Raw genomic sequence first — 25,007 nt, forward strand, 5'->3', positions numbered from 1 at the left:
GGCCCGTTCGGCGGAGTAGCTCAGTTGGTTAGAGCACACGGTTCATACCCGTGGTGTCGGCGGTTCAAGTCCGCCCTCCGCTACCAGAACTCTCTCTTGAACTCAGATTCGGCCTCAAACAACCTTGAGAGGCAAATCTGAAATGGTATTTGACAACACGGTTCAGCACTCGGCTGAACTCAATCTCGATCTCCAGATCGAAGACTTCATCCTGCATCACGAAAGCTGCAGGCACTCTCCCCACACGATCCTTCATTACAGGACCTCGCTCAACCACTTGGCGACCTTCACGAAGGGGTTGGGTAAGGCCAACGTGGACGAACTCGATGCTAGATCCATCCGGATCTTCCTCGGAGATCTCCAACAGAGGTTCAAGCCCAAGACCGTCCACGGCATTGCTTCGGACATCCGGGCCTTCCTGCACTTCCTCGTTTCTGAGGGTTCCTTGGCGAAGAGCCCGATGGACAACGTCCCGATGCCGAAGTTGGACAAGACGATCCTCCCGGCGTTCACCTTGGACGAGATCAAGACCTTGCTCAAGGCCACTTCGGGCAAGAGCCCGGTCCAAGTGAGGGACCGAGCCATCATCTTGACGCTACTCGATTCCGGTTTGCGCGTCAGCGAACTGTTAGGAATGAAGGTGGGTGACCTCGATCAGGCTACAGGGAGATTCAAGGTGACGGGCAAGGGCCATAAGGAGCGTGTCTGCCAACTCTCGCCCACGAGCCTGAGGTCGTTTCTCCAGTACTCCCGCTTGCGACGCGGTCAAGCTGGAGAGCCCCTCTGGTGCGGAGCTCGTGGAGCGCTCACGCGTAATGGCGTGAGTCAGATCCTCGGGAGAATCGGAGAACGCACCGGTCTCCACGTGCATCCGCACAAGTTCCGGAGGACGTGTGCGTTGATGATGCTTCGAAATGGGGCCGACGTCTTCAGCGTCCAGTATCTCCTCGGGCACTCCGACCTCACGGTCTTGAAGCGGTACCTCCAGCAAACCCAGGTCGATTACCTCGAGTCCCACAGGCTCAACAGCCCCGTATCGGGGATCTCAACCTCGAACTGAGCCTGATTCTCAAGGAACCGTCCCGACGCCTGGAAATCGGGTGTATCATAGGGACGAAACGAGGGCTGGAGAAGCCAGGAAACGACGCCACTTCAAGTGGGGTTTATCCTGGATTTCTCCAGCCCCTCATTGTTTGTACGGATACCCACACGGATTGGCAAGGACGGAAGAACGAACATGTGTATTGCCCAGAACGAAGTGAGACAAACGCCCCTCGCTTCTAACTGACACCTGCCGTCTCGTTCCGCCGCCAGTAGTCCGCACGCGCTTCGGCGGATGCGCGCACGTAGGCTTCCCGTTGCGCCAGGGCCGCTTCGGGATCGCCGTAGTGGTAGACGGCCGGCGGAAGTCCTTGGAGGCTCCCATGCGGCCGTTCCCAGTTGTAGATTCGCGCCCAGTCCTGCATCTCCTGGTTGGCGCGCTCGACGCTCCAATCGTCGGTGCTCACGAGAGCCTCGCGACGATGGCTACGGTGAAGCCGCTCGATCAGGCCGTTGGATTCTGGGTGCGCCACGCGCGTTCGCACGTCGCGGATCTCGTGGTATCGCACAAACGCCGCCCACTCCTTGCTCTGGAACTGGGAGCCGCGGTCGCGCACGATCGCGACCTTCGGAAAGCCCTGCATCTCCAGGGCCTCGAGCGTGGTCATCGTCACGGTGAAGTCCTCCATCGTCGGGTTGAGCGTCCAGTGCACCAAGAAGCGGCTGTATGCGTCGATGATGTCCACCAGATACATCCAGCGCCCCGACAGCCTCACGTACATGAGGTCGATGTGCCAGATCTGGTTGGGGCGGTCCGCAGGAGCGGGCCGGTTCAGCGTCGGATCGCGCGGAGGATCGGGTTTCACCAAACCTTCCTCGCGAAGGACGTCCAGAACCTGGTACCGCTTGAGGCCGACGATCTCGTCGTTTGCCAGGCGGTCGCCCAGCCGTTTGTAGCCTGTGAACGGCTCCTTGGAGGCGTGCTCGCACACCAGCCGCTTCTCGTCCGGAGTGGGTGCCGGCACCCGCTTGCCGCGCGGTCCCCGCGGAGCCGGTTCGGCCTTGCGCCGATAGCGATAGTAGCTGGCGGCGGGAACCCCGATCTGCTCCAAGATCTTGCGCACAGGCATATGAGTGCGCTTCCTCGCGAGCTGGACCGCCTCGACGATGCGGGAGCGCTGCTCGGCGGTTTTGCAGCTTCCAGGAGCTAGGGCCAGAGCCCCTTTTTTAGCTTCAGGTTCTCCTCCGCAATCTCCGCGATGATCCCCTTGAGTCGCTGGATCTCCGCCTCCGCATTCGTTGGATCCTTCGATTGGGGGCGGCGTTGCTTCTGGGGAGTCAGGGCCTCCACCGCCGCCTGTTTGATCTTGTTCTCCCACTCGTAGAACAGCGTCGGGGCAATGTCGTGCTTGCGGCACACGCCGCTCACCGACGCGCCCCCCTTGCGCACCTCGTCCACGATCGCCAATTTCTGCTGCGCCGTCCAGCGCCGCCTCGAGTCCTTCGACATCCTTGCACCTGCCTTGCTTCATTTTGCCCTCTCGGGCGTCAGTTAGCTGGGAAGGCAAACTGTCTCATCTCGACTTGGGCAATACAAGGGCTGTCTTCTTTGGAGCGCAGCCTGTATAGGCGTGGAAGGCAAAGAACGTATGATCAACCGAACGTGAATTGCGCACCGACCTCGCTGCATGTACGAGAGAAGAAATGAGGATCAGTCTTTCGGGCAGGCAGTTCGCGTTTCCCCCTTCGTGCGCCTGTTGCGGCGGCTTTCCCCTCACCTACGTGACGGTTAGCGGTGCCGAGAAGAACAAGCTGGCAAGGACTGCTGGTTGGACATGGGACATCCCACACTGTAAGGCCTGCAAGCGCCACATCAAGGCTGCGGACCGCCTTTACTTGTTTGGCATCATCATGCTTGCGCTCTCCGTCGCCGGTGGGGCATTCGGGTTCATCACCAGTCAGCGACCGAGTTTCGGGTGGGAAGTAACCCTTTCTCTAATTGCCTCTAGCGCCGCTGTGTTCTGGCTTCTTGACCTGGTGGTCCGCCGAGGCACCTCTCCTCGTTGCCACGGCGTGACCCGATCGGTTCGGTATCTGGGATCCAATGGCAGCTGCCACACCTTCGATTTCCGATCCGGTGTCTATGCCGCCGAGTTCGCAAGGGCCAACGAGCGCAAACTCGTCAATGTCAGCCCCATCGTCGCATCATTGGTCCGCAACGCGCTTTCCAGCAAGCAACAACTACCTCGACGGATCGTCAAGAGGCGGAACCCACGTTGACCAGCGCAGAGGGGAACTCGGTCAGACCGTTGCCTTTGAGGATGCCTTCTTACTGGGTTCGCGTCGGACTTCCACCAACTGACAATTCTTGTCATAGACGAAGGTGGCCCAAACTCCTTCCCCACCCTGCTTGGTAGGTGGAGAAACCTTGTCTCGATTCAACAGCAGGCCAAGGACAGCCGCCGGTGCGAGGATCAGGGCCCCGAGGAGACCCCTCCGGCTGACCTTATTTTGTACGCGTTCAGAATTCAGGTCCATCTTCATCACCCTCTCCGGTCGGCAAGATTCCGTTTGGACCAACTCACCACACTTCAGGCTAGTCCGTTCTCGTTGCTGATACAACTCTACGGCAGAAGAGCCCGGTAATGCAAGAGCTGGTTATGCAGGGGGACCCGGGAGCTTGGACGGAGTCGTCTGGCACGGGTCGGCCACGTTCCCGGCAAACGGAGAGTCTCTGTGCCCCAGCAAGGGAACGCACCTAAGAAACAAACCCTTGGTTCTTGCGACAACGCGCCGTACCATGTCTCTGGAGGCACCATGGATCGACACAAGTCTTCAAAAGCCGTCACTCCCGATCGCGATGGCGACCAGATCAAGGTCGGTGAGGAAGCGATTCAGGGCGTCATTGCCCGCAGGCTCAAGCGCAGCGGATCGTCAACCGCCTGGGACGACTGGCTCGACAGCGACGACCATGAGGACACAGACGATGACGATCACGACTAGGAGCAACTGAGCACCCCATGCGGATCGTCCCGATTATCAAGGCGGTCGGTATAGCGTGTAACCTCAAGTGCCGCTATTGCTGGTTCAATCCGCTCGATCAGACAAAGATCGAGGTGATGACCCTCGACTTGCTTGAGAAACTTGTCCGGGACTATGCCATAGCAGACGACTCGGGCTCGTACCAGTTCATCTGGCACGGGGGCGAACCCCTTCTGGCCGGCGTCGAGTTCTTCCAATCCGCTCTCAAGCTCCAAAAGCTGTTCATGGCTGAGAACAGGGTCAAGAACGTCATCCAAACGAATGGAACCCTCCTCTCACCCGCCTGGGTCCGGTTCTTCTTTGAGAACGACTTCAAGGTCGGCATCAGTCTGGATGGTCAAAAAGAGTTGCACGACGCGTTCCGTGTCAATCGAAGAGGCCGAGGCTCCCATGATCGGATCATGGCAAACCTGGTCCAAGCTCGAGAGCTGGGCCTCAAGTTCTCCGTCATCGCCACGATCAGCAGCGCCAACGTCCATGCAGCCGACGAGATCTTTCGGTTCTTCGTCGACAACGGCATCACGAGCTTCGGCTTCAACATGGTGTTCGAGCGTGGGCCAGACGGCAAGCCGCTCCCCTTCTCGATCACGAACGAGCAGTACGCCGAGTTCCAATGTCGGATCTTCGACCTCTGGCTTGAGCGAAATGACCGAGGCTTAAGGATTCGCGAATTCGACATCTTGGTTCAGGGCTTGCTCGGCCTGCCGGTCAGGAGCTGCCACCATGCCGGCACCTGCGAGCGGTTTATCAATGTCGGCAGCAACGGCGATGTCTTTCCGTGCGAGCGCTTGACGGATGCGCCAAGGCTTGGCAACCTGCGCGACTCACCACTTGGCGAGATCCTCGAGCAAGAGCCATACACTCGGCATTGCCAAACAACCCAGAGTCTTCCGCAAGATTGTAGGGAGTGTCGGTTCCTCCAAGTCTGTCACAACGGCTGCACCCACCATCGCGTGGATGGCAAGCTCCACTTTTGCGAAGCGAGAAAGACCGTGTTTCGGCACGTCGAGTCGAGGCTCGAAGCGATCCTCGGCGCAAATCCTGGTCTTAGGCCGCTGCGAGTAGTTTCAGCTTGACGCCATCGCCAATCAGGCCATCGAGATCCTGGCCGCTGGCGAAGACGACCGCAAGAGGCTCGATGGGCACATTGGCAATCCATTCCATGGGGTCCTTCTGCTCAAAGTCGTTCTTCTTGAGTAGATAGATGTTGGTCGGCTGGCGCAAGGCCCTCATCGCCTCGAACAGGTTGGGTTCGGCCCGAAGCGTGATTCCGCCTTTGCCGACCGTGAAGCCATGTTTCTTACCTCTCTGGTTGCCATCCACTCGCTTGGCGGTCCTAGCCAGTGCGTGAAAGACGGCGATGATCGCGAACTCCGTGGCGAAGACGCGCTGGGGTCGCGCCCTTCCACCGTGATTGCGCGTGAAGGCAGGCTCGAGCAAATCGGTGATTGTGTCTGAGCCGTGGAAGAGATATTTGTTCTGACTTTGGAGCTCACGTAGGAGTTGGGCGGTGGGTGAGGCGATCCGGCCTCCTTTCAGATTGGCATTGTAGCAAGGTGACCAAGCTTGTAAAGGCCGGTCGCCGATCGGTCCTCCGAACTCCATTTGCCAGCGATCTTGGAAGCGCTTACGCTGCGGTCAGAGATGACAAGTCCCAACCGCAGCGCGAGCGCTGCCACGATATCCCACAACCGAATCGCCGCCATCATGGTGCACATCACCCGCTACAGTTTCCGCGGAACCTCCAGGCTTGCCCATGACGCTGGCGTCGCCAAGTCCACGATCAGTCACCTAATCCGCGGGCTGGGCAATCCCATGTATATCACGGCTCGCCGCGTCGTCAAGTGCCTTGAGCATCACCTGGGCCGCAGGCTCCACCCCGATGAGGTGTTTTCACCCGATGGAACTTATCCCACCCTCTCTGTTTGCAGGCTCTGCGGCTGCCACGGCTGCCTGCCGGACTGCATCTTTCGCGATGACGGCTCAAGACGAACCGAACACGACGACATCGTTCCGGGCCACTGGACCGGCGACGTCGAAGAGTTCCAAATCGCTTCGAAGACCGATGAAGAGGTTGGCACGCAATGAGAGCTCTCAGGCACGCTCGCAGGAGCGACAGCAGCAGCAGCAGCCGCAACAGCAACAGCGCATTATTAGATCTGGAAGCACAACTCGAGCATCTCCCCTTTGACCGGTTTCAGTGCCTCGCCTTGCTTTGGCTCGGCGCCCAAGGCTTTCGACACATCGAATCGCTCGGTCGCCGGTACCGCCGTGGCCGACGGTCCAGGGGCGGAGCAGACTTCATCGCCCAGATGCCTGGATCCCGTGTGAGGGTGGCGATCCAAGTTCGGCACTGGCGCTCTCCGATTCAACGACGGGTTGTCGACGAACTCTGGGGGTTCATGCTTCGCCAAAACTTACCGGCCGGCCTGATCTTGACGAACTCGACACTGTCAAGGAAGTCCATCACAGTGTCCGAAGAGTATCCCGGCCGCCCGATTCAGTTGGCATCTCGGTCCGATCTGGCCGATTCGATGATCGTCCATGGTTTGGGAGTCGAGGACTCGCCAGACGGACCCCGCCTTGACGAGTCGTTCTTTCGTTCACTGAACTCCCTCCGAGTTGCCCGCTCTCTCCAGCGAAACAACTTCGACGGCCTCGGCAAACAACGAAGGGTGCCCCGGCTCAGCACAGCTCCAAATGGCGAGTCAGCCTCTAGCCTGACTCAGGCAGCGCTCGTCGCTGTGGGCCTGGGCATCTTGTTCCTGATCCTGATCTGGCTAGCCGCCGGCGGAGGCCGACCATGAACGAGCTTCGCCCGATCTCGGAGATGCTACCCAGACCTCGCCGGCGCCGATCAACCAAAGGGCTCTCCCCAGACGATGCCTCTCTGAGCGAGCGAGACGAATTGGTGCTCGAACTGGTGCAGGTGGGAATTGGTGTCCGTAAGGCCGAGAGTCTTGTTTCCAGCTACCCGCACGACCAGATCCGCCAGCAGCTTCGTTGGCTGCCGTTTCGGGCCGCTCGAAGACGGGCTTCCCTACTCATTGCCTCGATCGAAAACAACTATGACGAACCGCCTTATGCTGCGGACTAGACTCAAGCTCGGTGCAACCCGTGGCGGAACGACCCCCTTTCCCAATCTGCTTCTCGACAGGCTCATGCCACGATTGACGGACACCCAGTGGCGGTTGCTCTGCGTCATTGTTCGGCAAACGTACGGTTGGAGCAATCCTGACGGAACGCGCAAGACTTCCGATTGGATGTCCCACTTCCAGCTCAAGCGAAGAACCGGACGTCAGAGTGCCGCGATCAGCAGAGCCATCGAGTCCCTGGTTCTCGGCCGATTGATCGTTGTTCGGGATTTGTACGGCAGGCCACTACTCTCAGCTTCGATCCGGCGACGTTCGCATCAGCACCTGTGCTTCAGCCTCCACCCGCGTCTGATGAGCACCTCCCTCATCGCACCTGAGAATGCTCGACCGCGAAATTCCAAAAGCGAAAACAACAAAAGAAAAGTTTACAAAACAAAACAACAACAGCTTGATCTGCAACATGAGGAAAGACACTCGGGTCAATGAGGTTTTGTCCTTTGGTCGGGTTCGATCAAGACACGCTTCTGGTAGCTCAGGGCGTACCAGACGCATTGAAAGAAGAGCTCTGGCTCATCGAAAGATCCCGACTTGATCAGGATGGGTTCGTCACCCGATTGCTGAACGAGATCGACGATCTCGGGCACGGTCTTCTCGACGGCTTGCGCCATTCCGACTGGGATTCGATTCATCTACCGAGCGTAACAAAGAGCCAACTCGCGGGCAAGGCTTAGTCATGTACTTGCCCGTTCCGAACGACAAGGAAGTTCAGCGTTTCAAGCTCTTGTACAAGGAGCGGTTTTCTGTCACGTTGACGGATGCAGAGGCGCTGGACACTGCCACGCGCCTACTTCAACTCTTCTATCTAACAAGTCATGCGATATATTCTCTACGCAAGGAAAAGTAGCGAGTCCGAGGACCGCCAGGTCCAGAGCATCGACGATCAGCTTCGAGTCCTTCGCGAGTTCGCGGTTCGGGCGAAACTGAATGTGGTCTGCGAGCTTATCGAAGCCAGGTCAGCCAAGGCTCCGGGGACACGCCCGGTCTTTGCCGATCTTCTGGGTCGAATCCAGCGTGGGGAGGCCGACGCCGTTCTATGTTGGAGCATCAACCGTTTGGCCAGAAACCCAGTTGATTCCGGACAACTAAGTTGGATGCTCCAGGAGGGAACCCTCAAGTCCATCCGGACCGTTGATCGTGAGTTCCTCCCCGAAGACAATGTTCTGCTGATGGCGGTCGAGTCCGGCGTCGCCAACCAATACATCCTGGATCTTCGCAAGGCCGTCATCCGGGGGATGGAGGGCAAGGCAGCCCGCGGCTGGTACCCCAACCGCCCGCCGCAGGGCTACCGGGTCAACCCGGAAACCAAGGAGATCGAGCCCGTCGAGCCTCAATTCGGCTTGCTCAGGCGAGCCTGGGACCTGCTTCTCTCGGGCGCATTCAACGTCACCCAGATCCGGCAGAAGCTGATCGACTGGGGCTACCCGTATCCGAAACGCGGCTCGCTCGGCAGCCGGCTCTTCTCCGAATCTCACCTCTACCGCATCTTCGACAACCGCTTCTATTGCGGGACGTTCACATTCCGAAACCAGACCTTCGAGGGCAGACATCAAGCGATGGTTGACCCAACCGAGTTCGAGAAGGCCCAGCTCATTTTGCACAAAGGCCTCACGAGACAGCCGAGGAAGCACGAGTTCGCCTTCACAGGACTGATTCGTTGTGGAGGCTGTGGCTGTTTCATCACGGCCGAGTGCAAGACCAAGCACTACAAGACGACCGATCGAACGGCTGCTTACGAATACTACCGATGCACCCGGCGCAGGGGCCCTTGCCACGAACCAAGCGTTACGGGAGCGTTTGTGGAAGCCAGTATCGCCGAGGAAGTCGACAAGCTCAGCATCGACGCTGACTTCGGTCGCTGGCTGCTCGATGCCCTTGAGCGAGATTGGTTTGAAACTCCCGAGCGAGAAGCAAACCACGTCGCCAAACTCGAGGCCCAGATTCAAGCCGGAGAGCAGCGCGTCGCCCGTCTCGTCGAACTCCGAGTCGCGGGTGAGCTGGAGTCCAGCGAGTTCGCAGAGCTGAGAGCTTCGGCACAGGAAGAACTTCTACGCTTGCGCACTCGGCTAAGCGCAATGACCGATCGTGAGGAGACAGTCCGAAAGGCATTGGTCAACGCAGTTCGGTTCAGTTTGGACTCCAAACGGCGTATTGCAGAGGATGATCCGCAGATCAAGCGTGCGGTCGCAACTACCTTTGGGATTCGCTACGTTCTCACTCTGGGACAGCTTCAAATCACGCCCCATCCGCTCTTAGCGCGCTTCTCTGAGTTAGAACCTCCAAAACCACCGCGTCAACGGGTTGGAGCGAGGGCTTTGCAGCCCGGCGCTCCCCTTCGGTGGGCCTTTCGGGACCAGATTCGAACTCTGATAGCAGGTTTGTCTGACGAGGATCTCAGTTTTCCGGATCAAACTCCATTTGCACCGAACGCTGACTTGCCCGAAGTTGGGAGGGCAGCATGACCGAGCAGAGCCAAGCCATGACGGAATACTTCCAATTTCTCTCAGCGAAGGGCAAGCACGCTCGACAGGCAAAGAAGGAACAAGGCGAGGCCACGAGTAAGCCTCCCTTTGGATTCAGGAACGTCAGAGCCGATGGAAAGCTAAGACTCTCTCCGGATCCAGTTACCTTCCCTCAGGCGATGATGGCTCTCCAGATGAGACGGGATGGCTCCACCCTCCGAGAGATCTGCACGTTCATGGGCAAGAGGGGCATGGTGTCCAGAAACGGCAAAATGATCCGCGAGAACGGTATGCACAAGATCCTGAAGACGTTCAGTCGAATTGTCGATACAGTTCTTGGAGATCAGGACTCGTCAGAACCACAAGTTGTAACAGGCGAGTAGCTCCGTCATGAGCTTCCGCGTCGGTCATTTCCAATCCCAGTAGCTCTTTGGCTAGCTTCTTGAGCCCTTCGACTTCCTTCCCATTAGGCGTTGGTAAGTACATATCGATTACGATATCTGCTCCGACTCCTACTTTAAACTCAACCCATTTCATGCAGCAATGACACTAATTGACGAGCCGACTTGAACCCGGTAAAATGGTTGCATCATCGGCGCGAACACTGCGCTTCGACAAATACTGAACTGCTAAACAGACGGCAGGTAGGTACCCCATAAGGGGAGTCGAGACCGTTAATAAGTCTGCCGATGGAGACAATAATGAATTCAAACATTATCTGTCGACCCTTCATTACATTACGTAATGGGGTAGTGCTATACGCACGAGACTGTGGGAAAACAGCTTTCTGTTTTCCAGCAGACCCATCGTATTGGAGAAGAAGGACACAAAAGGAAAAAGCGCCAACCCTCAAGGAAGACGCTTAGACCTTGACGGAAACGCCCGCAGCAATGCGGGTGTTTCTAATTCAAATCACAAAATGCAGGATAAAGAGTTCCGCCGGTTCCATCAACCCTTCCCACTGCATATTCTTAGACTATAGCATTGCAGTTTTGCGTCAAGTGGACAGTTTACACTATGGGTACATCAACTATTGTTACTTGACCAGTCGATCTTGAAAGGGCTTCTATCCTCAGAATGTTTTGAGGTCTTACGCGAACAACAAATCGCTTTCTAACCGATTTACCCAATAGGTCAATTCGTAAAAGGCACTTGTAGTTACCCGCCTTCAACGAAATCGGACTCCAACTGTCTCTTGGCTCAAGTTCGAGATTGTAGCGAACAATTTGCCCTCGTCTAATGGTTCTATCCTCGCGTGAAGGGAACCGATAAACGGCATCGTGTGACTCTTGAAAGAACTGACGAAATACGAAGCGTCCTACACCTGAAATCAGGATTGTTGAGTTATTGAATGTGGTATTCTCGCTGGTTTTAAGAATGACCTGTAAGTGGATCTTGTAAATCTTGCCATCACTAGAAACCACGAAGCCGAGGGCATTCATTGGAGATGCCAGAAATGAGACATTCCTAGTTGGGAAGAACTCTGCCTCTATCCAATCATAAAACCGAAGGTGTTTTACCTTAAGTAGAGTCAGGCAGTAGAGGAATACTAGCAGGACCACGAGTATGATAACGATCTCGATTAGCATGTCTCGATACTCGTATAAATCCTCCGAGATGTCTATACCGCAAAGGCACCCAGAGGAAATTTCACTTTATAGAAAGCAACTCCAACAGGTTGAAGTATTTCCCCTTGAGTGGACCTGCCGGGAATCTTGCAGGTGTTCAGTGCACGGCAAGTCCACCATCGCTCCGGATCCAGAAACCTTCCCCTAGTTGATGCTGGCTTCCAAATGCTACAGGACTGCTGCACATTGCGAGAGGTTTGTTCGCTCATGGCCAAAAAGAGCCTACTATCGAAACGGGGCAAACCACTTCAGCCGAACAGGATGGACAAGGCTCTCAAGACGTTTGCTCATGTTGTTGGAAGAGCTTGAGAATCTCTGGACTCGTGAGAACAAAGACGTGAAGCAGACGGGTCGCGCTTCTTTGTCCGTCACCTCCATCCCAAAGCGTTCATTGACAAGCTTCTTCATCTCCTGAACCTCTTTGTCGTTTGATGTAGGCAAACGCATGTAATATTAGTAACATGGCCTGCGATTAGCTGCCCAGATCCGTTGACTACCTCCTAGCTCTCTGCTACGATGCGCGTGTTCATTAACAAGTCTTTGAGACGAGCTTTTTGGGAGCAAGGATTGTTTCCAGGAAGCTCATCTCAATTTTAGGGATAGCTCGCATTCAGCGACACTGAACTCTCTTGAATTCCTAGGAGGGGATCAAGCAATGCTAAACTCAGATTTCAAACCCGTTCCGCTAGGTCGAGCCATCGAGCTCCTGGGAGCTAATAGGGTCGTGACCGCAGAGCAAGCCAGCAAGGCCTGGGGACGCAAGGTAGTTGAAGCCGACTCTGGCAATTTAAGGCTCAGCGAAGACGTCATTCGAGACGCCGCAGAATCGAACAGGGCCGGAGACAGCGATTATCTATTGATCTACTGCTTGGGCCTTTCTTTGCGCGAGCAACGAGAGTCCCTGGGGTCCGACAGAGAACGTCAACCGTGCTTTTTCGATCAAGGCGATTGGTGGATGGATCCGGAAGACGATGAGTGGGCAACCATTAAGCCGCAGCCAGGCTATCGACTTCTTGACTACAAGCTCAAATACCTCAACTTGAGCTGGCAAGCGCAGGAAAATGAGATCGCAAGGCTTGGGCAAGGATTCTCTCGGGCTCACGAAACCGATGTTGCTGGAGGATGTCTAAGCTACTATAAGGTTATGAGCGAGAATGTGTTGGAGAGGAGGCATCAAGATTCGGACTCGTTTCAACTTGAGCACTGCCTGAACATTGCGAGCGAGCTGAGAGAGGATTGGTATGTCCCACGTCTGTTGGAGGAGGGGCTTCATTGGGGATGTTCGCAATCCAGTTCGCAGGACCTCATTGTTCGTGTCGGGGTTGGACAGTTCCGGGAACCTGGCCTCGTAGTCGGTGGGGCTCACGAGAACACTTCCGGCCCCTACTGCGGAGTTGTCATTGAACGTACCTAACAGCCTTGTACCTTCTCATCTGGTACAACAGCGTCAAGACCGGCGTTTCAGCGTCGGTCTTTTTTAGTCCTATTCTGGTCCGTGTACACCTAACGAGAACGCTCTCCCTGTTAGAGGTTCTAACAACAGGTTTGGTGAGCGTTCTCTTTCAGTGGGCCTTTCGGGACCAGATTCGAACTCTGATAGCAGGTTTGACTGATGAAGAGCTCAGTTTTCCCGATCAAACTCCATTGCACCGAACGCTGACCTGCCCGAAGTTGGGAGGGCAGCATGACGGAGCAAAGCCAAGCCATGACGGAATACTTCCAATTCCTCTCAGCGAAGGGCAAGCACGCTCGACAAGCAAAGAAGGAACGAGGCGAGGCCACGTGTAAGCCTCCCTTTGGATTCCAGAACGTCAGAGGCGATGGAAAGCTAAGGCTCTCGCCTGATCCAGTTACCTTCCCTCAAGCGATGATGGCGCTCCACATGAGACGAGATGGCTCTACCCTCAAGGAGATTTGCAAGTTCATGGCCAAGCGAGGCATGCTGTCCAGAGGGAGCGGCATCGTAGCGATCGTCTGACATGTGAAGGCCAGGCACGTGTCCGATAAACCGTACTGGGGCAGGTTTTCGCCACAGTCGGCCATCAGCTGAACATCCCCAACCCATTCATCACTTAGACCGAGATCGGTGAACCGGGAACGTCGATAGGAGCTATCTTCGGACTCGAATTCAGGAGTTAGGGACTAGCCACAACATTGAGCGGAATCTGGTGTACCTCATACAGGAACGTCTCCGTACCTCCCATGAGCTCAAGTTGCGCGGACGATGCTGACGACTTCGAGACACCGGGTTGAACCAACCACATCGTGAAATCGGGCCGCAAGAGGCGTGCCGCATTCCTCAGTTCAATGAGCTTGTTTTTGTCGCCTTTCATGAGGCGAGAGACACCCGATTGAGCTACAGATTTGTCCTCACGAGCGAGAAGGCGAACGATCATTTTTTCCATTTCATCCCTCCATTTGATCGCTTTCTGTGCCTGACCGCAAACTTCGTACAAGTCTTCAACACGGCTGCCGGGTTGAGCGCCGTGGGAATATTTGCAATGGACCAGGGCCACCTTCAACAGGTCGTCTTGCCGTTTGAGGCAAATGATGTCTGCAACTTCGTTCGGGCCGTCATCGTCAAACACGATCTCCCATGACGCGTCAGCAAGGAACTCCTGAACAGCGCGGTACTGGATCGAATCTGATTCCCGTGTTGCCCCTTGGGACTCCTTCCTTAGGTCCGTTCCAGTCCAATTCCACTCGATGATCTTCGTGCGATCATACGAAGAGCGACTTCCTTTCTTTGGCTGGACCAGCAAACCGCCCTCAAGAACCGCTTCGGCTTCGAAGTAGATGATCGGAGGGTAATTCTCGAACTCATCGATCAGCCTTGAAGTAGCCGTGCCGATCCTGATCGAGGCGACGTCCCCTTCCAATTGCTCGTACCTCACCTCCCTGTTCTCGAACTTGATTTTGAACACTGCACGTTTATTGTTTACTTGCACTGCAAACTTCAAAGAGTCAGTTATTGCGGTTGGCACAACTTCGATGGAGGCATCAAAGACGGCGCACTCGGAGTTGCCGATTCGAATGAAAGCCCTTCTTTCGAGTTCGATGAAGAACTGATCATGCCAATCGACCGACAGGGCCATTAGGCCCGGACGCTCAGAGAGCTCCTGTGGCACCACGAACCAATCGTTGATCTTCGCGATTGTGATCGTCTCATCCAAGAGCTTCTTGCCAACGTGCTTGCACCATGCAACCCAGTGAGAGATGTCGTCAGCAACAAGATATGACCAAAGTCGGCCACGAATAGAGCAGCCCATGGTCGCCCGTTCTCCATCCTCGTAGCCATGGGCAAAAAGATTTGTCTTCGTGCGAGTGCCAGCCTGTGCTACCGTGATTCCCTCAAGAACGTCGGAGCCAGCCAACATCGTAAATCGCACGTTTCGTCCTGTAACGTGCTTGAGCCCAAGATTGAAGAGCACAAGTCGGTTGATTCCGTACACTGCCCGATAGATGTCTTCGCCCTGTATCCGCTCAACGTCATCACCGCAGACTAGGGAGGCCAAGTCCTTTTGAAAGCCTCGGTTGTCGGTGCTGTTGATAAAGAGGAGCTGTCGCTCCTTGTCCCAATGTAGCAGGAAGAGCGCATAGTAGACGTCCAGGGCATCCTTTGCGAGCCCCCATTCGACATCGGATGCCTCCATGACCACATAGAACGCCGTCTGGTGCTCATCACTGATAGAGGGGCCCGCGAACACCTGGGCTTTTTCTAACCACTTTTCGAGTGCCTTTGGGGTCCATTCGTCGCACTTCGTCCGGTAAACAACTGTGCTCATCTTCGGCTGGATGTTCTCGGGAGGAAAGTCGACACCATATGGTTTGAATGTGGCGGAAAACTCAGTCCGCTTCACCTTCGAACCGATGGTCTGGTCTGCCATCTCCTGGATCAGGCGGTTCCAGTCGGCATCTTGGGCGTAGAGGTCTCTCAGTTCATCGCCGATGCCAGACAGGGCGGCATTGGCGATCATCGTTGCCGGCCCCAGCGTGGTGTCCAAGCTAGTCCTAGTAAAGCGCCCGGTGAATTGCAACGTGATTGCGAGGCTCTTGTGAAGATCGTGGAGCGCAGCAACCTTCAACTGAGCGTAGTCGAACCCCTCACCAAGCATATTGTCGCAAAGGATCACGCGAGACTTGCCCGTCTTCATTGAATCTAGGGCGAGCTTGCGGTCAGCCTGGGACATTTGAGAGTGAATGATTACTGGATTTAGGTCTGCTGCTTGACTCGTGTAGGTCGGCAGGATCTGCTTCAGTCGTTCAATCGGGTGGGCACGAGCCATAAGGACGTGGTCGTACCCATCCTTTAGGTCCTCCCGAAGTTGCTTCACGGCTGCATCCGCGATTGCTTGGTCCGAGAGTTCGGGACGGAATTGGAAGATCGGCTTGTATTGAATTGGCTTGAAGTAGCCCTGCTCTTGCGCCTTCCGAAGAGGAAATGAATAGATCACCTTGCCGTCAACTCGCTTTCCGTCGTTGCGGTAGGGAGTAGCAGTGAACTGAAGGACGTGCTTATGCAGAAACTGTGCCTTTAGATGCGACCAGGTGCGTGCCGGAACATGATGAGCTTCATCAATGAACAAGTGGCTGCAAGATTCTGCGATCCGCGCGATGGCGTCTTCGCTACTTGCCACGACTGAGTTAATAACAGCCACGATCACGTTAGCAGGTCCAAACAACTCATCTACGGCAGCGGTCGTCTGAAGGCTTGATCTCATAAGGGCAACGACCGGGCACTGGGCACTCTGATTCAGGTTTGTTAGCTTTTTGAGGAGCCCCAGGCTCGCAAACTTTCCAAATAGCTGATCTCGCAAGACTACGCTCGGGACGATTACCATCACGCGATCGCAGCGCTCACTCACAAGTGTAGCAAGCATGGTTTCGGTCTTGCCTGTCCCAGTAGGCATAACAATCGTGGCTGGCTCGTCCGATACCGTCCAATGAGCATGAATAGCGTGAAGAGCTCCGATTTGAGGTGGCCGCAAGCCGGGTCGACCAAGAGTCTGGTCCTCACGGCAGAATCTGAATGCTTCCTTCCACGAATCCAGCGCATCCTGGCGACACGAAGGTTGTGGTTTGAGAATCCTTACGTTTTCCCACTTGAGTTTTGTGCCCGACCGGCGAAGGAATGGTTCAGTGGAGGTCGAGCGTGCGCCGCTCTCATATACTCGAACCATCCGGCCGACGGGCAGATTAAGCTCTGTCCACGACTCTGTGCCGCTAGACACTGTCTGCGTTTCGGCAGCCCCCTCATAGCCCTCGAAACTAAGCTGGAACAGCTTGCTCTTCCCGACGTGTGCCTCAAGGTGAGTGGCCGCTGGGATCTTGACGCTGGGTACCTTTTCTGTGAATAGCCCTTCCTGACGAGACATCTCTTTCGGGTTACTTTAAGGTGTGATAGAAGTAGACCGTCATGGCGTCGGAGCGGACACATGACCGTATGAGGGAGGCAATCCCGCGAGTGACTCGAATCGTCTTGTTTGACATAGTTTTGTCTACCGACAGTATAGTCCTCTCGATGCCGTTAGTCGACCCCTGGTCGCAGGTCAAAGCCAAGATTCACTTGAACCGAGCTTGCTAATCGTACGATTCGTAGTGAATCGGGACGATTAGGCGTCTCGAGCGAGGGGAATGACGTCGGTACGCGTGGATTGTCGGGCTGCGGAACGGTATGCGGCTGAGGTCGTCGATCCGCTTGTCGTACGATCTTCTCGGTCGTCTGATGACGCCTCCGGAGGTCAGGCAGGTGAGATGGACGACGCACCACGCCACATCTTTCGCCTCTTCGGTACTGACCCTTACGCCAGTTCGGTCTTCAAAGATCTCAGCGAACTCCTTGATTTCGGCCTCGTTGGGAAAAGGAAGTCGCATTTGCTTACAGGTGTAGCACGTCTGAACCCGAATGGGAATCGAACTCCACTTAACAGGGGTAGAACCAAAATGTTGCGCGGAAGAAACTAAAAGTTAGAACTTCTTTACAGGTAGGGCAATTCCGAACCCAACGCGAGTTCGGACCCCATTTGGACCTGTCACTTCGCTTTTAGCAGGTATGTATTGAGTGGGCCTTTCGGGACCAGATTCGAACTCTGATAGCAGGTTTGTCTGATAAAGAGCTCAGTTTTCCCGATCAAACTCCATTTGCAGCAAACGCTGAACTGCCCGAAGTTGGGAGGACAGCATGACCAAGCAGAGCCAAGCCATGACGGAATACTTCCAATTCCTCTCAGCGAAGGGCAAGCACGCTCGACAGGCAAAGAAGGAGCGGGGCGAGGCGACGATCAGATTCAGGAACGTCAGAGTCGATGGAAAGCTAAGACTCTCTCCCGATCCAGTTACCTTCCCTCAAGCCTTGATGGCGCTCCAGATGAGACGGGACGGTTGTGGTCTTCCCCCCAAAAAGTAGGCCATTCTAAACTAGAGACTCCGGTGCCCTGAAAGGGCAAGGAGTGTCATGAAGAAATCGAAGTTCAGCGAGGAGCAGGTGGTGAGGATCCTGCAGGAGGCCGCATCGGGCAAGCCGGTGCGCGAGGTGTGCACGGCGCACGGGGTGAGTGAGGCCACGTTCTACGTGTGGCGCCGCAAGTACGGAGGCATGGAGACTCAAGACGTCAAACGCCTGCGCGATCTCGAAGCTGAGAACGCTGCGCTCAAACGGATCGTGGCGGACCAGGCGCTCGTGATCGACGCGACCGGGAAACTGCTTCGAAAAAATGGCGTAGCGCTTCCGACCGCCGCACGGGAGCGCGGATACTGATGGACCACGGCCTTTCGCAGCGGCAGGCCAGCTCGCTCATGGGGATCTCCAGACGGGCGCTCACCATGCAGCCGGCACCGGACAAGGACGTCGCACTTCGCGAGCGTCTGAGGGCCGTGTGGAGGCCCAACATGGGCTACCGCATGGCTCACTCGCTCATCCGCCTGGAGAACGAGCCCCTCAACGTCAAGCGCGTGCACCGCGTGTGGAAGGAGGAAAAGCTCGGACGGATGAAGCGCTACCGCAAAAAGCGCACCGGAGGCTCGGTGCCTCTGGCCGCGGAAGGCCCCAACCACGTTTGGTGCGTCGACTTCTGCTTCGACTGGGCCGAGAACCGCTCAAAGCTCAAGGTGCTCGCCATCCAGGACGAGTTCACCAAGGAGATCCTGGCGCTCGAGGTCGCGACGAGCATTCGGTCGCTGCACCTGCAAGAGGTCCTGTCCCGGATCATGCGCGAGCGCGGGGCTCCGCAGTTCCTGCGCTCAGACAACGGACCCGAGTTCATCTCGCGTTCGCTCGCCGTGATGCTGGCCAAGGCCGGTACAGAGAGCCGCTTCATCAAGCCTGGATCTCCATGGCAGAACGGCTTTGCGGAGAGCTTGGTTTCCAGGCTCCGAGATGAGATCCTCGGCGTCGAGGTGTTTCACAATCTGGCCGACGCGCAACTCAAGCTCGCGATCTACCGCCGCTACTACAACGAAGTGCGGCCCCATTCGTCGCTCGGCCGAGTCCCACCCGTCGTGGCTGCACGAAGACGGGAGCAACTCGCCCACTGTCCGCCTTCCAATGCGTCAATATCTGAGGGAAGTCTCTAGTTATGAGTGGCCTACCCAAAGGGGGCATGTCAGTTGCCCTCAAGGAGATCGGTAAGTTCATGGCCAAGAGAGGCATGGTGTCAAGAAACGGCAAAGTGATCCGAGAGAACGGAATGCAATAAGATCTTGAACACGTTCAGGCTCTTCGTTGATAGATCCCGTACGGCTCCGGGCACGCTAGAATGAGGCAACGGGGACACGAAATTGCTTTGCTCACTCTTACCAATCGAAACACTCCCAAATCAAATGCACCAACGTTCCCAATAGTAGCCTGCCGTGTTCTTGAGAAACGTTCAACATACAGGAACAAGGGAGCACGAGTGCTGGTGGATAAAGTAAAGATGGCCTCCTCTAGCAAGGATACTAATCGAGATACTCAAAAGAACGGATCAGAAACCGTACTTTGCTTTTCTCATCTTAAAGGCCTTCTCACCGCCTTCCATGATCCTAGTAATGGCCTCACGAACTGGCTTCTTGTCGATTGCACCACTCGCATAGATTTCCCCAATGACACCTGCAGCGGTTGACGTTGACTCAAGGCATACAACAAGCTCTGCATCTCCATTTACTACAAGGTTCGCGTTGTGGCTCGCGAAGATCAACTGCCTCCCCTCCTTTGCCGACCATATCTTCTCGACGAGCGACGAAATGAACTGACTATCGAGGTCATCTTCAGGCTGATCAATCAACAGTGGAGGCCCAACTTGGCCCAGCAATGCGGTGAGTAGAACGGATGCCTGCTGACCTGCGGACGCCTTCCCAAAGGGGATTAAATCTCCAGTTTCAGTTCTAAACTGAAATACGACATCATCTTCCGGACAGGCTCCGATGATTGAAGCGTAGTCTTGGTACTTAAGCACCTCAGCAGCTCGGTCTATTTCTGTGTCTGAAAAGACCCCTCTGAGGCTTTGGAGGGTTAAGGATGTGATGTCGATGGCCTCATGCTTCGCCCCTATGACCTTGTCAAGGTCCTCAACGAAACCACGCCACAGTTGGATCCGATCGGTACTATCAGAAAAGCGTTGGGCCATCTCCTCAAACTTAGCCCCCCTGATGTTTGATCCCTTCAGGACCTCCTGCAACTTCTCGATAAACGGCTGAATGTCCTCTGACACTCCAACATATACGCTGAATCGTTTATCGGTGGCTTGCTCCACACGCCGCGCTTCATCCTTGAGCAATTTCCCTCTCTGTCGTAAGAGACCTGCCCGTTGGTCTAGCAGTTTCGAAAACTCCGAACCAGCTTCTGCCAAAACCTTCACCCTTGCTTCGATAGCACTGAGACGCTGAAGAAGCTTCTTCTCCTCTACCTCAAGAAATCGTATTTGCTTGACTTGAGCCTCACTCTGTTTGCTCCGTTGTTCGAGCTGCACACCGCGTTTCTTGGCAGTTGCGATTTCGCCTCGAACGAGCGCTTCACTTGATGCGAACACGCCTTCGGCGTCGACAAGCTTCTTGAGGTGGACTCCTGCCATTTTTATAGCGTCAGAGGAGGACTTGATGGCGGATTGTGTGGCAGCCACGAGGTTCTCGATTGAGTCCTTGTGCGGGAGATTGTCAAGCACCAATTCACCGTAGTCCGGCCAGGACCTCAGATTGCTATAGACTGTGCGAAGCGTAGAGACTATGCTTTCTAACTCAGATCGAAGCATAGCCAGCAATAACTCCTCTTCCTGGGTCTTGGAGGCTCTGGCCAACTCTGAGCGCTCTGAGTCGGAAAGGCCCTTGAGGCCCTTCCGCGCCTGCTCAAGTCGAGTGCGGATGGACGCAACTTGCTTTCGAGCTGAGGCTTGATCCGCTCTCGCCTGCCTAAGCTGCACCCATCGTGCGTGGGCGCTCGTAGCTGTAACCAAATTCGCCTCTCGGGCTTCCCTCAGACGCTCCTGTTCGTTCTTGATATTTGAGTACAGAAAGGCTCGCACTTGGTCGGATTCGAGGGCAACGGTGCTTAGTTCCTTTTGGCCATATACAGCTATCGGTAGTAGCTCGCGGATCTCATCTTGTGTCGCAGCAAGAAACTCCCCATCTCCGATGCGAAGGTGAATAGCGCCCGAGGTGCTGTCACGCCGGACAGTGTGGAGCGTTCCATCAATCGTTACATCGACTGCGACCATGCCCTTGACGGGCTTAAGCGTGTCCTCAACGATATCTCGCTGCTGCGGGCCCGTTGGGCGGCGTGCTGAAGTCGCGGGCCGACACAAACACCAGCGAACATACTCAATGATTGTCGTCTTACCTGATCCTCTTCCCCCAATTAGAGCGTTGAGCTGTGGGCTGAATTCCTGGTTTAGGTTTCCCAAGAAGGTGCTTGCAGTCAATGCCACCGAACTGATCCAGGTTCCTGTCATACGAGGATCGGTGGTAGAAATCCTGGATTCACATGCCAAACACGCCTGTCTCAGAGCTTCTGCCGTGGGCTCAGACCATTTGATCCAGCTGGGATGCTCACTCAGAGACTCTACGGTGTTTTCGCGGGAGTCATTGGTTTGGATGATAGCGATCTTCTTGTTACCGTAGGCCCTGTCTTTACCATTCAGTTTCTTTAGGTGACCATCTCTCAGTTTTGAGGCGGAACCGTCAACGTATCCTCCAACGCACGGCATCTCTGTGTACTTGTTCGCGAAGCCAGCGCGTATCAGGGTGGACTGGCCGCCATCGCTGACGTTAGGCAAGACAATATAGCGTCCTTTGACACCAGGCACGCCGTCAAGTCGGGCAGAGAGGTCTGACAGTTTCTCAATGGGAAGACGCTTGACTGCAGGGCCCTTTGCAGGAATCTGGGCAGGCAGGGCCAGCCCAAGTGCGGTGTAGGCCTGGTCAAGAAGGGAGTCGGGTAACTCACTGTCAAAGAGGAGCAAGGCTTGACAGGGCACATCGAGGGTCAATTCCATTCCTGGCCAAACGACCAGAGCCTCATCAGCAAACTCCGAGGCGACGATGTGCCTGAGAAGCTTCACGAACTCCAGGTCATGATGGTCCGTAATAGCGACGGCATCAAGCCCGGCGGTCAAGCAATTTCTGACAAATTCTCGGACGAACTCCGTCCAATCACCCGTCGTTTTGAGAGTGGGTGTTCGATACCGCTCGTCTCGCGGGCTGTGCACCTGTAATGCACTCTTGTGGAATCTAGCACCAAGAGACATCGATCTTCCTCAATTTCCGCGAACCATACTCACAAGAAGCATACTCATTCAACCTGAAACGTACCACCTCGTGCTGAGGGGATCAAGCTACTAGCAGGGTGCTGAAGAACGACCTCGAAGAGGTCGCCGACGGTTGCCCGGGGTCGCGCGCAGCGAGACCCCGGGTTCAAAGGGTTGCCCCGGAGCACCACAGCAGGGTGTGCTGAGTCTTGTGTCCATTGCTGAAGGCGATCTGAGACGGCCTCCTGTAGCCCCCTGTTGCGATAAAAGGAAGCGCACATTCTGCGCGTCCAAAATGCCGTGCCTAGAATTCCAGCTCTACTTCCACGAACATTTGAGCCAGTTACCCTTTCGTCGAACTGTCATAACTGGCTGTCCCTTGTGAACTCGAGAACGGTATGTTGTCTTGGCAGGCACGCCAAGTTGTACCATAAACGAAAGGGCTCTTCGCAAGTAAGTAGGTCGTCCAGAGCGACGGTGTCCCGAATCTAGTTGAAAACTTAGTAGTAAGCCCCCTTCCAGGAGGGTAAACCCCCGGTTGAAAACAAGGAGGAACTCACTTGAGCAAAAGCTATCTGAGTACGGTTAGGGACCAGTGGTCCAATTCACGGCGATCTTCGTGACGCTCCTGTTCAATCCGCAGTACAAAGCGCCCTCTCGATCGACATATGTGGCCGCAATGGAATGACCTGAAAACCGGAGAATCGATGAGTATCGACCAGTCGCAAGCACTACCTTCACAATCCGTTGGTTCTCCCAATCACTCCACGAGGAGGCAACGACCAACGCCTCGCGGTCTGCTAGGAACAACACTTGAGTGATCAAGAGGTCCGTCTCGGTTGTGCCAATTACGCGCCCAGTCTTAGCATCCAATCTCGTTAGGTTTGACCGCTGGGCGGAATAGCGATTGGCCGCGTACAACAGCCGTTTGTGCTCCCTGTCTGTCCCTAGAGAACTTATCGGCTCACTCTCCTTATGGGCCCACCGCACTCGGCCAGACTCAACATCCCACGCCATACAACCCGTTCCAGCGGCAACTATGGTGCTATCTTGACCAGCCCAGACGAGACCTCCGCCCACAGGAAGAGGGCATTGTAGGCGCCTAGAACTCTTCGGGTCGCCTACAGATCGGATAAGGATCGCCTCCCCCTCACTGTATTCAGCAAACCGGTCGCCGGATCGGGAGAAGGCAGCATTGTCGATGAATGCGTCCCCTTGCCACTCTCGGACGAGTTTCTTCGACACCGCATCCCACAAGGTCCATCGGTCATCGACGCCCAATGCAAGGACGAATCGTCCGTCACTCGATGAAGTCAAGCAAGTGATTCGTTCCCCATGGCGCCCCACTTCTACGGATGCCCCCTTGTCTGAATCCACCCGCATGATCCGGCCATCGCCGAAACTTAGGCCAGCGAACACCGTCCCAACGTCCTCCGACACCGTCAGACGAGAGAACTCACCTGAGCCAAGGCGCGCCACGACCCGACCAGGAACGGATTGCATTTCGCGCAACGCACAACCCAATAGCGTCAACCCGACCAAAACAGAGATCCAGATCTGTGCCCTCAACGCCTCACGCCCTAAGCACCCTCCATCCCACGGAGATCATGAGTATACGTCAGACATTTTGTTAGTGCCTGAACAAATGTCGAATATTCGCTATTACTTATCGGCGGCATCTGATCGATTCCCCTCAATGGGACACAACGATACGAACCCGAATCACTAACACCGCGCCATATCCCTCCTGGCGGACAAATGCTACACATGGGGTATGGAGTAGGCCAAGAACACCCAACCTTCAGAAAGTCCGCACACCTTATCTTCTGACCGAAGTAATCGATTTCACGATGTGCTTCGAAGAGATTATTGCACAGCAAGAGAAGAGTCGAAGGCTTAGTACAGAAATTCGAATAACCACACTTTGCAAAGCATGCGGTGTGGTCTTCAATCCAATCCTTGCACGTCAGCGGCAAGCCCCGACCGATCCTCTTCTTCAGTCGGTCCTGCAAACACTTTCGCGTACATGTCGCCACCGTGCTGTCTCCCGTATTCATGCACGCATAGAACGAGTTGCAGGCAAAAACGTATCCTTGCCGACACAGTTGCAAGTAGAAGGAACAATCCTTGTAGAGAGGCCCGCCTGAACCCGGGTACAAGCCCAATGGGTCCGCATCAGTGCTTGGCAGAGAGTTGGCATAGCCATACGCAGCCTGTTCTGGCCACAACAGATCCACGGTCATCCACCTGCCATCCTCCGGTGCCTCCACCCTGGCCCTCATATAGATGCCGCCATCGGCTTGTTCCCGGCATCCCAGCGTCCCGACGAAATTGTACTTGGTGGGCGTACTGCCGGTGCGGGTACGCGTCTCGCCATACGGCCAGTAGGTGAAGGAGTCGGTCTTGGTCAGACCGCTGTAGAGCGAAACCGTGCTGCCCAGGGCGTCCGAGGAGTAGAACTTGCGCGTTCCCGAGCGCTTCTCCGCCACCATCTGGCCGTTGATATTCGTGTAACGAACGCTCATTGCCATTTCAGACTTCTCCCATCATATCGGCCAGCATCTAGCTGGACACCACGATCCGCTGCGCTTGTTCTTTCGAAGCGACACCCAAGTCCCTTAACACGCTTTGAAACTCAATCAAGCCCAAAACGCTGAGTCCAAATCCAACCGATAGAGAGGCTACTATGATCACCACTGCGATGGGACGCTTGGGTGGCCGTCCCCTACCCAAGCGAAGGAGCGCAAGCCCAGCTAGCAACGCTTGCCCAATGAGAAGGACCCACCTTGCAGGCGCGAGTTGGGGAATTGTCGTTACTAGTCCCAAAATGTAGGCGCCTTGGGCAAAGTAGAACAGGATGACGCCAATCAGTAACACCAGGATACTGGCTGGAAGTGGGCTCGGTCTTCCCACTACATCGCTCCCCTTCTATTGAGGTCGTCAATAATGCGGATGACGTCCCCGGGG

At 55.5% G+C, this 25,007-nt stretch carries 17 protein-coding genes and 1 tRNA gene; 12 read left to right on the forward strand and 6 right to left on the reverse strand.

Features of this window, described 5'->3' with window-relative positions; all coding sequences use genetic code 11:
- Positions 1-9 precede the first annotated feature (9 nt).
- Positions 10-86: transfer RNA gene (locus tag M9921_10065), tRNA-Met, on the forward strand.
- A gap of 56 nt (positions 87-142) precedes the next feature.
- Positions 143-1,060: a tyrosine-type recombinase/integrase gene (locus M9921_10070; GenBank protein MCO5297190.1), complete on the forward strand. Its 918-nt coding sequence runs from the start codon at positions 143-145 to the stop codon at positions 1,058-1,060.
- Positions 1,061-1,280: 220 nt separating this feature from the next.
- Here M9921_10070 and M9921_10075 read toward each other — a convergent pair whose 3' ends face one another.
- Complete coding sequence (locus M9921_10075) at positions 1,281-2,171, reverse strand: DDE-type integrase/transposase/recombinase (GenBank protein ID MCO5297191.1); 891 nt, start codon at positions 2,169-2,171, stop codon at positions 1,281-1,283.
- Positions 2,172-2,248: 77 nt separating this feature from the next.
- Positions 2,249-2,551, reverse strand: coding sequence for a transposase (locus tag M9921_10080; GenBank protein ID MCO5297192.1), 303 nt, complete (start codon positions 2,549-2,551; stop codon positions 2,249-2,251).
- Positions 2,552-2,745: 194 nt separating this feature from the next.
- Here M9921_10080 and M9921_10085 point away from each other — a divergent pair, with 194 nt between their 5' ends.
- The 3 genes from M9921_10085 (at position 2,746) to M9921_10095 (ending at position 5,159) form a co-directional block, all read left to right on the forward strand.
- Positions 2,746-3,321 (forward strand): hypothetical protein, encoded by a 576-nt coding sequence (locus M9921_10085; protein MCO5297193.1) that lies wholly within the window; start codon positions 2,746-2,748, stop codon positions 3,319-3,321.
- 537 nt (positions 3,322-3,858) lie between these two features.
- Positions 3,859-4,044, forward strand: a complete 186-nt coding sequence (locus M9921_10090; GenBank protein MCO5297194.1) for a hypothetical protein — start codon at positions 3,859-3,861, stop codon at positions 4,042-4,044.
- 17 nt (positions 4,045-4,061) lie between these two features.
- Entirely contained in the window at positions 4,062-5,159 is a 1,098-nt protein-coding gene (locus tag M9921_10095; GenBank protein ID MCO5297195.1) for a radical SAM protein, read from the forward strand.
- On the opposite strand, the gene M9921_10100 is transcribed toward M9921_10095, so the two are convergent.
- Positions 5,131-5,688 (reverse strand): hypothetical protein, encoded by a 558-nt coding sequence (locus tag M9921_10100; GenBank protein MCO5297196.1) that lies wholly within the window; start codon positions 5,686-5,688, stop codon positions 5,131-5,133. The genes M9921_10095 and M9921_10100 overlap by 29 nt on opposite strands.
- A 39-nt stretch (positions 5,689-5,727) precedes the next feature.
- Here M9921_10100 and M9921_10105 point away from each other — a divergent pair, with 39 nt between their 5' ends.
- Positions 5,728-6,171 (forward strand): hypothetical protein, encoded by a 444-nt coding sequence (locus M9921_10105; GenBank protein ID MCO5297197.1) that lies wholly within the window; start codon positions 5,728-5,730, stop codon positions 6,169-6,171.
- A 715-nt stretch (positions 6,172-6,886) separates the two neighbouring features.
- Complete coding sequence (locus M9921_10110) at positions 6,887-7,180, forward strand: hypothetical protein (GenBank protein MCO5297198.1); 294 nt, start codon at positions 6,887-6,889, stop codon at positions 7,178-7,180.
- A 477-nt stretch (positions 7,181-7,657) separates the two neighbouring features.
- Here M9921_10110 and M9921_10115 read toward each other — a convergent pair whose 3' ends face one another.
- The gene (locus M9921_10115; GenBank protein MCO5297199.1) at positions 7,658-7,867 is read right to left on the reverse strand and encodes a hypothetical protein; all 210 of its coding nucleotides are present in this window, start codon (positions 7,865-7,867) and stop codon (positions 7,658-7,660) included.
- A gap of 183 nt (positions 7,868-8,050) precedes the next feature.
- Between M9921_10115 and M9921_10120 the strand changes: the two genes are divergently transcribed.
- The 3 genes from M9921_10120 to M9921_10130 all read left to right on the forward strand — a co-directional run bounded on the left by M9921_10120 (position 8,051) and on the right by M9921_10130 (position 12,739).
- The gene (locus M9921_10120) at positions 8,051-9,697 is read left to right on the forward strand and encodes a recombinase family protein (protein MCO5297200.1); all 1,647 of its coding nucleotides are present in this window, start codon (positions 8,051-8,053) and stop codon (positions 9,695-9,697) included.
- The gene (locus M9921_10125; protein ID MCO5297201.1) at positions 9,694-10,080 is read left to right on the forward strand and encodes a hypothetical protein; all 387 of its coding nucleotides are present in this window, start codon (positions 9,694-9,696) and stop codon (positions 10,078-10,080) included. The genes M9921_10120 and M9921_10125 overlap by 4 nt, the downstream gene beginning before the upstream one ends.
- A 1,969-nt stretch (positions 10,081-12,049) precedes the next feature.
- Positions 12,050-12,739 (forward strand): hypothetical protein, encoded by a 690-nt coding sequence (locus M9921_10130; GenBank protein MCO5297202.1) that lies wholly within the window; start codon positions 12,050-12,052, stop codon positions 12,737-12,739.
- 721 nt (positions 12,740-13,460) lie between these two features.
- Here the strand turns inward: M9921_10130 and M9921_10135 are convergent.
- The gene (locus M9921_10135; GenBank protein ID MCO5297203.1) at positions 13,461-16,700 is read right to left on the reverse strand and encodes a DEAD/DEAH box helicase family protein; all 3,240 of its coding nucleotides are present in this window, start codon (positions 16,698-16,700) and stop codon (positions 13,461-13,463) included.
- Between the two features lie 1,079 nt (positions 16,701-17,779).
- Here M9921_10135 and M9921_10140 point away from each other — a divergent pair.
- Both M9921_10140 and M9921_10145 read left to right on the forward strand, forming a co-directional pair.
- Positions 17,780-18,082, forward strand: a complete 303-nt coding sequence (locus M9921_10140) for a transposase (protein ID MCO5297204.1) — start codon at positions 17,780-17,782, stop codon at positions 18,080-18,082.
- The gene (locus M9921_10145) at positions 18,082-18,897 is read left to right on the forward strand and encodes an IS3 family transposase (protein ID MCO5297205.1); all 816 of its coding nucleotides are present in this window, start codon (positions 18,082-18,084) and stop codon (positions 18,895-18,897) included. The genes M9921_10140 and M9921_10145 overlap by 1 nt, the downstream gene beginning before the upstream one ends.
- Before the next feature lie 389 nt (positions 18,898-19,286).
- Here M9921_10145 and M9921_10150 read toward each other — a convergent pair whose 3' ends face one another.
- Positions 19,287-21,908, reverse strand: coding sequence for an AAA family ATPase (locus M9921_10150; GenBank protein MCO5297206.1), 2,622 nt, complete (start codon positions 21,906-21,908; stop codon positions 19,287-19,289).
- Between the last annotated feature and the right edge of the window lie 3,099 nt (positions 21,909-25,007).

Source organism: Fimbriimonadaceae bacterium (genome assembly GCA_023957775.1).
In the GTDB taxonomy this organism is placed as follows: Bacteria; Armatimonadota; Fimbriimonadia; order Fimbriimonadales; family Fimbriimonadaceae; genus JAMLGR01.